The 12,386-nt window shown below is 66.9% G+C and carries 8 protein-coding genes; 2 read left to right on the forward strand and 6 right to left on the reverse strand.

The window, feature by feature from the left end:
- Positions 1-34: 34 nt before the first annotated feature.
- Both ACZ5YA_RS03685 and ACZ5YA_RS03690 read left to right on the forward strand, forming a co-directional pair.
- Positions 35-1,483 carry a CoA transferase gene (locus ACZ5YA_RS03685; protein ID WP_464092824.1) on the forward strand — a complete coding sequence of 483 codons (1,449 nt, stop codon included), beginning with the start codon at positions 35-37 and terminating at the stop codon, positions 1,481-1,483.
- Positions 1,484-1,916: 433 nt separating this feature from the next.
- Positions 1,917-6,620 (forward strand): Ig-like domain-containing protein, encoded by a 4,704-nt coding sequence (locus ACZ5YA_RS03690; protein WP_464092026.1) that lies wholly within the window; start codon positions 1,917-1,919, stop codon positions 6,618-6,620.
- Positions 6,621-6,692: 72 nt separating this feature from the next.
- Here the strand turns inward: ACZ5YA_RS03690 and ACZ5YA_RS03695 are convergent, their stop codons facing one another.
- The 6 genes from ACZ5YA_RS03695 to ACZ5YA_RS03720 form a co-directional block, all read right to left on the reverse strand.
- Positions 6,693-7,229 (reverse strand): peroxiredoxin, encoded by a 537-nt coding sequence (locus tag ACZ5YA_RS03695; RefSeq protein WP_464092027.1) that lies wholly within the window; start codon positions 7,227-7,229, stop codon positions 6,693-6,695.
- Positions 7,230-7,324: 95 nt separating this feature from the next.
- Positions 7,325-8,929 (reverse strand): adenylate cyclase, encoded by a 1,605-nt coding sequence (locus ACZ5YA_RS03700; RefSeq protein ID WP_464092028.1) that lies wholly within the window; start codon positions 8,927-8,929, stop codon positions 7,325-7,327.
- Positions 8,930-8,959: 30 nt separating this feature from the next.
- Positions 8,960-9,124 (reverse strand): hypothetical protein, encoded by a 165-nt coding sequence (locus tag ACZ5YA_RS03705; RefSeq protein WP_165867956.1) that lies wholly within the window; start codon positions 9,122-9,124, stop codon positions 8,960-8,962.
- Between the two features lie 230 nt (positions 9,125-9,354).
- Positions 9,355-9,762: a DoxX family protein gene (locus ACZ5YA_RS03710; RefSeq protein ID WP_054456781.1), complete on the reverse strand. Its 408-nt coding sequence runs from the start codon at positions 9,760-9,762 to the stop codon at positions 9,355-9,357.
- A 167-nt stretch (positions 9,763-9,929) separates the two neighbouring features.
- Entirely contained in the window at positions 9,930-11,318 is a 1,389-nt protein-coding gene (gene dbpA / locus ACZ5YA_RS03715; RefSeq protein ID WP_118934392.1) for an ATP-dependent RNA helicase DbpA, read from the reverse strand.
- A 181-nt stretch (positions 11,319-11,499) separates the two neighbouring features.
- A complete protein-coding gene (locus tag ACZ5YA_RS03720; RefSeq protein ID WP_059379597.1) occupies positions 11,500-12,258 on the reverse strand; it encodes an IclR family transcriptional regulator in 759 nt (252 codons plus the stop codon).
- Positions 12,259-12,386: the final 128 nt, after the last annotated feature.

Raw genomic sequence — 12,386 nt, forward strand, 5'->3', positions numbered from 1 at the left:
AATTCAAATAAACGACTAGAGCAAGATGAACGCTATGGGAAATCTGATGGACCTACGCCCGTCTTTTCTGAGGGGCCGCACACCCGCAGGCAACGCGTCCCGCGACGTCTTGCAAAAGCTCTGGCGCTCGGTGGATCTGCCCGACGAATCGCTGGAGCACGTGGTGTTGACTGGCTCCGATCCGGTAGTTCCATCGTCCTTCGCCGTCGGCGCCGCGGCGCAGACCAGCCTGGCCGCGGCCGCGCTGGCCGCGGCGGAAATCTGGAATTTGCGCGGCGGCGCCAGGCAGCAGGTCGCCGTCGACATGCTGCACGCGGCGCAGGAATGCCGCAGCCACTACACGATCAACGGCATCACGCCCAATCCCTGGGACCCCATCACCGGGCTGTATCGCTGCGGAGACGGGGGCTGGGTCCGCATCCACGCCAATTTCGCCCATCATCGCGATGGCGCGCTGGCGCTGCTGGGCTGTCCGGCTGGCGAAGACACCACCCGCGCCATGGTCGAGCGCGCCTTGAGCCGCTGGAAGGCCTTGGACTTCGAACAGGTGGCCGCCGACGCGGGGCTGCCCGTGGCCGCCATGCGCAGCTTCGACGAATGGGACCGCCATCCCCAAGCCCTGGCGGTGGCCGCCCAGCCTCTGCTGACCATCGAGCGCATCGGCGAAGCCGATCCACGGCCCTGGCCCAAGTACGGCAACGGCGCCCGGCCGCTCAAGGATATCCGCGTGCTGGACCTGACCCGCATCATCGCCGGACCGGTCTGCGGACGGGCGCTGGCGGCGTACGGCGCCGACGTGATGCTGCTCAACTCCCCGCATCTGCCCAACATCGACAACATCATCGACACCAGCCGCGGCAAGTTGTCGGTGCTGGCCGATCTGGATACGGCCGACGGCCGCATCGCGCTGGGCAACCTGTTGCGCAGCGCGCACGTGTTCGTGCAGGGCTACCGCCCTGGCGGCCTGGCCGCGCTGGGCTTCGGCCCGCAGGACGCGGCGCGCCTGCGTCCGGGCATTGTCTACGTGTCCTTGACCGCCTATGGCGACAAGGGCCCATGGGCTGGCCGCCGCGGCTTCGATTCCCTGGTGCAGACCGCCACGGGCTTCAACCACGCGGAGGCGCAGGCCGCGGGCCAGGACGCGCCCAAGCCCATGCCCATGCAGATCCTGGATCATGCCTCGGGCTACCTGATGGCGTTCGGCGCGCAAGCCGCGCTGGCGCGCCAAGCGACCGAAGGCGGCAGCTGGCATGTGCGCGTGTCGCTGGCGCAGACCGCGCATTGGCTGCGCGGCCTGGGCCGCGTCGAGGGCGGCTTGGCCTGTCCGATGCCAGGTTTCGAGGGCCTGCTGGAAACCGAGCCCTCTGGCTTTGGCGAGCTGGTGGCGCTGCGCCACGCCGCGCAGTTCTCCGATACGCCGGCCCGTTGGACGCGTCCGTCCAGCCCGCCCGGCACGCATCCGCCGGTCTGGCCGTTCAACTAGGAAGGCCGGCTCAGCCTGCGCACCCCGTGCTCAGCCTTGGCTGAGCCGTCCCCATCACTCTGCAACACGAGTCCGCCCGATGCTGCCATGCGCGCAGTCATCGGGTTTTCTGTTATGGAATAAAGAAATTACATATTGATATCAACAGTTATATAAATAGCATGTCGTCATATTTTGTCATTATTAAGTAACAAGAATCCCGGGGCGTGATTGCTTTGAGCGCTGGCAGGACTTCGTCCTGCATATGACTCAGAACGAATCCGCCAATGCCGCACTTCAGTAGTTTGGCGGCTCTGCCCGGTTGGCGCATTGCCCGCCCGCGGGATTCCTATCAGACAAGGTCATGACGATGCTGAAGCCATCCAAGGCACACGCTTGGTGCAGAGCGGCTGCGCGCCAAGTCAGAAAGGCGCTCTGCACGGCGCTTTCCGGTTTGCTGTTGTTCCAGGGGTGCACCGCGCCGCTGGCCGGCGAACAACGCCAGCCGTTCCCCCGCGCCGAAGGCCGCGCCGCATCCGCCAGCGTTGCAGTTCAGGACGGAGATCGGGCGAAGGATCCAGGCGCGGCCGCAGCGAACGCGCCGATTCCCGCAGGCATGGAGCCCGCGCCCGATCTGGAAGGGCGCCCCTTGCCCGCCAATCCCAATCAAATGGCAAGCGCGGACGCCGGGTCGACGGCCAGCGGCAAGGCCGTCGGCGTAGCCAAGCAGGCTGCGGAAAGCTGGCTGGGCCAGTTCGGCACCGCCAGGCTGGACCTGTTGGGCAACTTCCACGGCGCAGGCCTCGACATGCTGTTCCCGCTCCACGATTCTGGGACGGGTCTGATTTTTTCCCAGTTCGGCGCGCGGCGGACCAACCTGCTGCAAGAGTCCTACCGGACCACGGTCAACCTCGGGCTGGGCTACCGCCATTTCGGCGACGGCTACATGGTCGGCGGCAACGCCTTCCTGGACCAGGACGTGTCGCGCGGCCACCGGCGGCTCGGTCTGGGCGGCGAATGGTGGGCGGACTATCTGAAGCTCAGCATGAACGGCTACTTCCGGCTGAGCGACTGGAAGCGTTCGCCCGACGCGCGGGACTATCAGGAACGTCCGGCCAGCGGCTGGGATATCCGGACCGAAGGTTATCTGCCGCAGTATCCGCAGCTGGGCGGCAAGCTGATGTTCGAGAAGTACTACGGCGAAGAGGTCGGGCTGTTCGGCGCCAGCAACCGGCAACGCAACCCCAGCGCCTGGACCCTGGGCGTTTCCTATACGCCGGCGTCGCTGGTCACGCTGGGCCTGGACCATCGCATGGGGCAGGGCGGGCAGTCCGACACCAGCTTCAAGCTGGGCCTGAAGTACGCGCTCGGCGTGCCATTGGCCAGGCAGTTGCAGCCGGGCGAAGTCGCGCGCAGCCGCAAGCTTGCCGGCATGCGCATGGATCTGGTGGAACGCAACAACGAAATCGTCCTGGAATACAAGAAGAACGATCCCATGACGATACAGTTGCCGGCGGCCGCTTCCGGGTATCCGCAGACGGTCGTCAGTTTCCCGGTAACGCTGGCGGGCGCGGATGCCGCGCCCAGGATCGAATGGTCCGGTTCCGCGGCGCCGTTTGCGATGCCGTACAGCGGCGGCGCATCCGCATCGCTGACGCTGCCGGACTACCGCAGCGGAGGCGTCAACAGCTATCAGCTGATGGCGTCCGCCACCGATGCGCATGGCCGCAGGATCCGTTCCAACATCATGAATGTCAGCGTCAATCCGCTCAGCGTCAGCGTGGCCCGCTCGAAGGCCGCCGCCATGGCGGACGGCGTCGACAGCGTCAGGTTCACGGCCCAGGTTCGCGGCATTCAGGCCGAACCCATGGCGGGGCGCATCGTCACATGGGCTGTGCAGGGACCAGGCACGATCCAGGAGTCCTCGGACCGCACCGACGCCGATGGCATGGCGTATGCCCTGGTCAGCAGCACTGCCGCGGGCATGATCGGGGTCGAGGCGATGGAAGAGCACGGGTTCAAGGGCAGGAGCGAGGCGGAGTTCCTTGAAGCGCCGAGCGCGGCCAGCGTGGCGCAGCTCGTTGCGGAGCCCGCGTCCATTCTTGCAAACGGCAGGGACAAGACGGTACTGAAGGCGACGGTCAAGGACGGCAAGGGCAATGCGGTAGGCGCGGGCGTGGCGGTGAGCTGGACTGCCACCGGCGGGCGGCTTTCCAGCAACAGCAGCAATACCGACGCGAACGGCATCGCCGTGGCGGAACTGCTGTCCGCCACCGTTGCAGGCGTTGCGGCTATCACCGCCAAGGCCGGCTCCCAGGATCCGGGAAAGACGGGGTCCGTTGCCTTCCTGCTCGATGCATCCGAGGCCCAGGTGCTGCGGCTCGCGCCAAGCAAGACTACCGCCTTGGCCGACGGTCTGGACACGGTGACCTTTACCGCCACCGTGGCGGATGGCCGCGGCAATCCGGTAGGGGCGGGCATCGCCGTCAACTGGAGCGCCAGCCTGGGCATGTTGGGCGCCGCTTCCAGCAACACCGACGCGAGCAGCCAGGCCACAGTCGTGCTGACCGCGCCGACCGCGGCTGGCGAGGCGACGATCACCGCCCGGGCCGCAAGCCGCGACCCGGGCAAGACCGCCGCGGTTGCCTTCGTCGCGGACACCGCGACCGCGCGCGTTGTCCAGCTCACGCCCAGCCAGGCCAGAGGCACGGCCAATGGCGCGGATGCCGTGGTTTTCTCCGCCATGGTCGAAGATGGCCGCGGCAATCCGGTGGGGGCGGGCGTCACCGTCAACTGGAGCGCCAGCCTGGGGACGCTCGCCGTTACCAGCGTCACCAATGCCAGCGGCCAGGCTTCGGCCTTGCTGATCGCGCCTATCGTTCCCGGCACGGCGACTGTCACTGCCCGGGCGGCGGCTGGCGATGCCGGCAAGACCGCCTCGGCCGTGTTCGCGGCGGACGAACTGAGGGCCCGCGTGGCCGCACTCAGCCCAAGCAAGATCACCGGCCTGGCCAATGGCACCGACACCGTCACGCTCACGGCCACGATCGATGATGGCCGCGGCAATCCGGTGGGGGCGGGCATCGTGGTCAATTGGAGCGCCGATCGGGGCACGATAGGCGCTTCCAGTATCACCAATGCCAGCAGTCAGGCCACTGTCGTCCTGACCGCGCCTACCGCGACCGGCGCGGCGACTGTCACCGCCAAGTGCGCGCCGGCCCGCCAGGCGAAGAGCGCCGGCGGAGATCCGGGCAAGACCGCCGCCATCGATTTCATCGCTGACGCCTCCAGCGCCCACGTCATCGAGCTGGCCGCGGGCAAGACCGACGCGGTGGCCAACGGCGCCGACACCGTGACCCTCCGGGCCGTCGTCGTCGACAGGCAAGGCAATCGGGTCGGCGCAGGTGTGACCGTCAACTGGAGTACAAGTCTGGGCCAGCTCCAGACGGCCACCACGACCGATAGCAAGAGCGAAACCACGGCCGTTCTGATTGCGCCGACTTCCACGGGCGTCGCGACGGTTACCGCCAAGGCCGCGGGCGGCGATGCGGGGCAGGTTGTGTCCGTCACCTTCATGGCCGACGCGTCGACCGCCCGCGTGGCGACAGTCGCGGCGAGCAAGACGAGCGGCTTGGCCGATGGCATGGATACCGTGACCTTCACGGCCACGGTTGCGGACGCCAAAGGCAATCCGGTGGGGGCGGGCGTCGCGGTCAACTGGGGGGCCAGCCTGGGCAAGCTGGCTGCGACGGTCAGCAAGACCGACGCCCATAGCCAAGCCTCGGTTGTATTGACCGCGCCGACCGCTGTGGGCACTGCGAGCGTCAACGCCCGGGCCGCGGGCGGCGACGCGGGCCAGACCGCCACGATAGCCTTTGTGGCCGATGCCTACAGCGCGCGCGTGGTGAGTTTGGCAATTAGTAGCGGTAGGACGACGGTACGGGCCAACGGTACAGACACTGTCTTCCTCTGGGCCTATGTGAAGGACGCCAGGGGCAATCGCGTGGCGGGGGCCACCGTCGACTGGGCCGCCAGCATAGGCAGCCTGGATAGTGCTACGAGCGTCACCGACGCCCAGGGCGAGGCCCAGGTCAAGCTGGTGTCGACGGTCGCCGCTCGGGTTTTGACGAGGGCCCGGGTAGGAACGGCGGATCCGGGCAGGACCTCGCTCGTCTTCTTCGAGGCCGACCCCACCAGCGCCCGCGTGGTCGCGCTCACCCAAAGCAAGACCAACGGCGTTGCCGACGGCGCCGATACGGTGAGCTTTACCGCCACGGTACAGGACGCATACGGCAATCCGATGATTGGGTGGAACAGCAACGGCTATGCAATGGGTGGCGACATGGTTGTCAACTGGACCGCGTCCGGCGGCACGCTGGCCGATGCTGTCAGCAGGCCCGACGCCAGCGGCAAGGCCACGATGGTACTGACCGCGCCGAAGGCTGCCGGCAACGTAAATGTCACCGCCGCGGCCTCGGGGCGGGACGCGGGCAGGGTAGCCAGCGTGACCTTTGCGCCCGCTACGCCCAGCACCCGCGTTGGCAGCGCCTCGGCCAGCAAGACCAGCATCGTAGCCAATGCTCGCGACACCGTGGTCTTCACGGCGGTGGTGCTGGACGGTAACGGCCGTTCAGGAGGCGCAGGTCATGTGGTCAACTGGAGCACCGATCTCGGCACGCTGGAAGCGTCATCCACCAGAACCAACGCGCAGGGCGAGGCCACTGTCGTGCTGACGGCGGGAAAGCTTGCGGGGCAGGCCACGGTGACGGCCAAGACGGGTGCAGACGATTCGGGCCGGACCTTCCGCGTGGCCTTGACCGCGGATCCCATCACCGCCCGCGTCGCCTCCCTGGCCAGCAGCAAGACCTCCGCTCGGGCCGACGGCCAGGAGAAGCTGATCCTCAAGGCGACCGTCAAGGATGCCAACGGCAATCTGGAGGTCGCGGGCGTCACGGTCAACTGGCGGACCAACCTCGGGGCGCTGCTCTCGGCTACCAGCAGCACCGACGACTATGGCGTTGCCACGATGGAACTGCGCGCGCCAGTCTCTCCAGGTACCGCCGTGCTTACCGCGAGGGCCATTGCGGCGGATGCGGGCAAGACCATACGCGTCACGTTCAGTTCGGGTACGGCCCTGGTGCCGCCGCCGCAGCCATGAACACCTCAGCTCCATGCGGTCGGCGCTTGCGGCGCGTCCGTCCTGGATGGCGCCGAACCTGGACGGCAATGCCTACTGCTTGGCCTTCCAGTCGCGCAAGGCGCGCATGGTATTGGCCACGTGGGAATCGGGGTTCATGTCGGTGTATTCATACAGGACCTTGCCCTGCGGCGAGATCACGTAAGAGATGCGCTGCGCGTACTCGGGGCGCTTGTCGTGAACCGCGTCGTAGGCCTTCATGATCTTGCCATCGCCGTCGGCCGCCACCGCGAACTTGCCGCGGCATTCGCTGACCGAGAACTTGTTCAAGGTGTCGATATTGTCGGTCGACACGCCGATGACGGTGGCGCCCAGGGACTTGTACTCGTCGGTGGCTTCGGCGAAGTTGTGCGCCTCTATCGTGCAGCCCTGGGTGAACGCGGCGGGGAAGAAGTACAGCACCACCGGCCCTTTCTTGAGGGCCTCGCCGAGCGAGAACGTGTAGACCTTGCCGCCCAGCGAGGCCTGGGTGCTGAAATCCGGGGCGGGGGCGCCCACGTCCAGCGCGGCCTGGGCCGACGGGCCGGCCAGCAGGCCGCAGAGGAGTAACCAGGGGGCAATGCGCTTCATCGGAATCTCCAGGAGTCTCAGGGGCCGCGCGGCAACTGGTCTACTGTAGCCGCGCGGGAAGCGGGGGTCCAGCAAGCGGCGCGGCGTCGCCCATCCTAATCGCGTCCGGAGCCGCCGCGGCCATTCCCGTTGCCATTGCCGTCTCCGCGCGGTTGATCGCGCTGCTGTTGCTGACGCGCTTGCTGCTGGGCCTGCTGGTCGCGCTGTTGCTGCTGACGCGCTTGCTGCTGCGCCTGCTGGTCGCGCTGTTGCTGCTGAGCCTGCTGGTCGCGCTGCTGTTGCTGACGCGCTTGCTGCTGCGCCTGCTGGTCACGCTGTTGCTGCTGACGCGCCTGTTGCTGGGCCTGCTGGTCGCGCTGCTGTTGCTGACGCGCTTGCTGCTGCGCCTGCTGGTCACGCTGTTGCTGCTGACGCGCTTGCTGCTGAGCCTGTTGGTCGCGTTGCTGTTGCTGGCGCTCCTGCTGCTGGGCCTGCTGGTCGCGTTGCTGTTGCTGGCGCTCCTGCTGCTGAGCTTGCTGGCCACGTTGCTGTTGTTGACGCGCTTGCTGTTGAGCCTGCTGGTCGCGTTGCTGTTGCTGGCGCGCCTGCTGCTGGGCCTGCTGGTCGCGTTGCTGTTGCTGACGCTCCTGCTGCTGGGCCTGCTGGTCGCGTTGCTGTTGCTGGCGCTCCTGCTGCTGAGCCTGCTGGTCACGCTGCTGTTGCTGACGCGCCTGTTGCTGGGCTTGCTGATCGCGTTGCTGTTGCTCGCGCGCCTGTTGCCCCTGCGCTTGCTGAGGGCGGCCTGTCTGCCCGGCAGACATATCGCGTCCGCGCTGCATGTCGCCGCGGTCCGCGTTGTTCCGGTCAGCACCGCCGCGGTTATCGCGCCCGTCGTTGTCCGGGCCGCGGTCGCGTCCATCCCGTCCATTGCCTGGACGCTGGCCTTCGGGCGGCCGGCCATTGGATTGATGGTCGACGTAGGCCTGGGGCGGCCGGCCCTTGTTGTGATCGTAGAACTGGGCCCGGTTGTTACCGGCGTCGCGCGCATAGCCGCGCTGTATATCCGTCTGCGGAGAATGGCGTTCCTTGCGCGCGGCAAGTTCGCGCGGGTCCGCGTCGCGCCGGATGCCCGACGGGCCGCCGTGGTAGCTGACGCGGCGGTTGTCCACGTTGTTCACGACCACGGTGTGGTTATAGACATTGGTCACGCGCGTGACGTTCACGTTCGTGACGGAACGGTTGTAGTAGAAGCGGTCGCGCTTCCAGTAGCCGCCTACATAGCCCAGGCCGTTGTAGCCGAAGCCGTAGTTGATCCCGCCATAGAAGCCCACATGGGGGCCCCAATAACCGGGGGTCCACAGGTAGATGCCATTGCTGAAGCCCCAATAGCCGGGGGTCCAGAGCGCGCCGGCATAGGGCGCGAGCACCCATGCGCCGGGCACCCAGAAAAACCCGTAGCGGTTCAGGCTCCAGTAGCCCGGCACCCACATATAGCCGTCGGCGGGCGCCGGCGGCTGGACATAGACGGGCAGGGGCGGCGGCGGCTGGGGGCTGCGGTCCACCAGCGCCAGGTTGGCGTTGGCAGGATCGCCGTCGTCATAGACGGGCGCGGCGGGCGCCGGCGGCGGCTCATAGGTCTGGGCCGCCGCGCTGGCACAGGCGGCGATCAGGACAGCCGCGGCCAAAGGGCGCGGGCGCAGGATCCGGGAACAGGTATTCATGGTTTTTCCTTGGCGCAACGGGCGCGCGGATCAATAGCCACGATAGTAGTAATGGGGGGCTGGGTACGCCGGGTAGTAATAATGCGGCGTGTAGTACACCGGCGCCGGGCGGTAATACGCCGGCCTGGCGGGCACGACCACGCAACCGGTCAAGGCGCTGGTCATGGCCAGCATAAGCAACAGACTCTTCTTCATTTTGCGACTCCTGCCGAGCGCCAGGCGTGGCTCACGCCTTTGTTGCGCTCGTCAGGATTAGGCCACAGGCCAGTCCTTACGGTTCTGGACTGTAATCGTTCCGAAACAGCTTTCCGGTGACGGATGTTTGCGCCTGCGTGACTGTCGATTTCGTTCGTATCAATGTCCGCGCATAAAAAAGGGGCCGCCTCGGCGACCCCCTGTCAGCGCGTAGCGCCGTGTTACGGCTGTTAGTTCCAGCGGCCGCCATTGCCGGCCAGGCTGAAGCGGCCCGCGCCCATGAAGGCGATGGCCAGGCCGGTGAACAGGAACATGCCTTGCAGTTCCAGCGCCCAGCCGCCATTGTTGGTCATGCTGCTGATCTGGCCGGAGTGGGCCAGCAGGATGGCGACGACCATGTTGATCGCGATCAGCAAGCCGCCCAGGCGGGTGTAGATGCCGACGATGAGCAGGACGGGCGCCAGGATTTCGCCGACGTACGCGCCATAGGCGAGGAAGCCCGGCAGGCCGTGCGAGGACAGCATGCCGCTGATGCCGCCGACGCCGCCGCCGGTCAGTTTGAACAGGCCATGCAGCAGAATCAGAATGCCGAGGGTCAGGCGCAGGATCAGCTTGCCGGTATCGTCGGATTTGATCATGGTGAGTTTCTCATCTATTGGTTGAAAGGGGACTGCGGCCGTTGGAACAGGTTGCGAGCCTTTGGTTCCGCGCTCCGGCTATCGCGAGTAGGGCGGCGGCCGGGGCAGGCCGCGCCATTATTGCAAAACCCGAGCAAAATCATCAAGTTTTTGTCACCCGCAGACGCTCAGAACTCTTCCAGATAGCGCATGCGGAAGCGCCGGCCCTTGATATTGCTGTTGGACAGGCGCGAGAACGCCTGCTTGGCGATCTGCCGGTCCAGCGCCACGTAGGAGTTGAATTCGGTGATGTTGATCTTGCCGACCTGCTCGAACGTCAGGCCGCCGTCGCCGGTCAGCGCGCCCAGCAGGTCGCCCGGGCGCAGCTTGTCCTTCTTGCCGCCCTGGATGCACAAGGTGATCATGGGCGCGCGCAAGGGACGATCCGCCTTGGGCCGCAAGGCCTTGATGTCGCCCCATACCAGCGGTGCGCCCTGATACTGCTCGATCAGGTTGGCCCAGCGCATTTCCTCGGGCGAGCACAGGCTCAGCGCCAGGCCCTTCTGGTCGCCGCGGCCGCTGCGGCCGATGCGGTGCACGTGGACCTCGGTGTCCTTGGTCACGTCGACGTTGATCACGGCGCTCAGGTTCTGGATGTCCAGGCCGCGCGCGGCCACGTCGGTGGCCACCAGCACGGCGCAGCTGCGGTTGGCGAACTGGATCAGGATTTCGTCGCGTTCGCGCTGTTCCAGGTCGCCGTTCAGGGCCTGGGCGCTGATGCCCTCGGCCTGCAGCCGTTCCACCAGGTCGTGGCTGCGGATCTTGGTGTTGCAGAAGGCCAGCGTGGATTCAGGGCGGAAGTGCGCCAGCAGGCGCGTCACCGCATCGAGCCGGTCCTTTTCGTCGATTTCGTAGAAGATCTGCTCGATGCGGCTGGCGTCATGCTGCGCCTCGACCTTGACCTCGGCGGGATTGCGCAGGAAACGGGCGCTGAGCTTGCGGATGTTGTCGGGATACGTGGCCGAGAACAGCAGCGTCTGGCGCTTGCTGGGGCAATGCGAGGCGATGGCCACGATATCGTCATAAAAGCCCATGTCGACCATGCGGTCGGCCTCGTCCAGCACCAGGGTGTTCAGGCCCGACAGGTCCAGGCTGCCGCGCTCCAGGTGGTCCTGGATGCGCCCGGGCGTGCCCACCACCAGGTGCGCGCCGCGCGCCAGCGATTCGGCCTGGGGGCGGGCAGCGGCGCCGCCGCACAGGGTCAGGATCTTGACGTTGGCGATCTGGCGCGCCAGCCGGCGCAGTTCCTGCGCGACCTGGTCCGCCAGTTCTCGCGTGGGGCAGACCAGCAGCGCCTGCGGCGTCAGCCGGGTGGGATCGAGCTTCTGCAGCACGCCCAGGCCGAAGGCCGCGGTCTTGCCGCTGCCGGTCTTGGCCTGCGCAATGAGGTCGCGGCCTTCCAGGATGAGCGGCAGGCTCTGGGCCTGGATGGGTGTCATCTGCTCGAAGCCCAGGCTCTTCAGATTGTCGAGCAGGGCGGGCAGCAGGGGCAGGGAGGTAAAGGAGGTGTCGGTCACGATAGAGAGAGTCGCTTTCTGCCCGGCATCGGCCTGGCGGCAAAAGGAAGGGGCGGCAGCGTAAAAGGCGGCATGCGCGCGTACGCCCAAGAGTGTAATGCCTGTGGCCGATGGGCCTCGCAACAAATGCCGGAACATTGCGTTCCGGACGCGCCCCTGGGAGGGCAGGAGCCGCCGGCCGCTAGGCGTCAGGCCCGTAGGTGCCGGCCAGCGCCCGGGCGGCCTCCTGCATGCGCGGTAGCCAGGCGCGCGCGCCTTCGATGGACAGCCGGGCTACCGGCGCGTGCAGGGCGACCGCGGCGATGGCGCGCGTGCCATGCAGAATGGGCACCGCCATGCAGACGATACCCAGCAGGAATTCCTCGCGGTCGAAGCTCGCGCCTTCCTTCTTGATGGTGCGCAGTTCCTGCTCCAGCGCAGCGACGTCGCACAGCGTGTTGGGCGTGTAGCGCGGCAAGGGCGCCGCAGCCAGCAGCCGCTGACGCGCCTCGCGCCGCATGTGCGCCAGGAACAGCTTGCCACTGGCCGAGCAATGCAGCGGCACGCGCGAGCCCGATTGCAGGTTCACCCGCAGCGGCCAGGCGGTTTCGACGCGGTCCAGGTAGATGACCTCGTCACCGTCCAGCATGGTGCAGTTGCAGGTTTCGCCGATTTCGTCGACCAGGCTGTCCAGGATGCGGTGGCGCTCGCCGCGCAAGGGCGAATTCAACAGAGTGTCGCGCGCCAGCGCGCTCAGGCGCGGGCCGCTGACGTAACTTTTGCCGGCGGGCTCGCGCAGCAACATGCCGGCGTCGACCAGCCGTGACAGGATGCGCAGCACGGAGGGCTTGGGCAGGCCGGTGGCGTCCGTCAGCGCGGCCAGCGATACCGGCTGCCCGGAGCGGGCAACCTGTTCCAGCAGGGTCAGCGCGCGCAGCGCTGCGGAGGATTCGTCTTTCATCTTTCAATAATTGAAGATTCGGCGGCTTGCTGCGCATCGTCGCACGGATTTTGCAGAAAATGAAACGCCGTGGGCTGGGAACGGGCAGGTTTCTGCTGCAGTATCGGATCATGCCGGCCCAGATGCAA

The sequence above is a fragment of the Achromobacter sp. JCM 18799 genome, assembly GCF_055395645.1.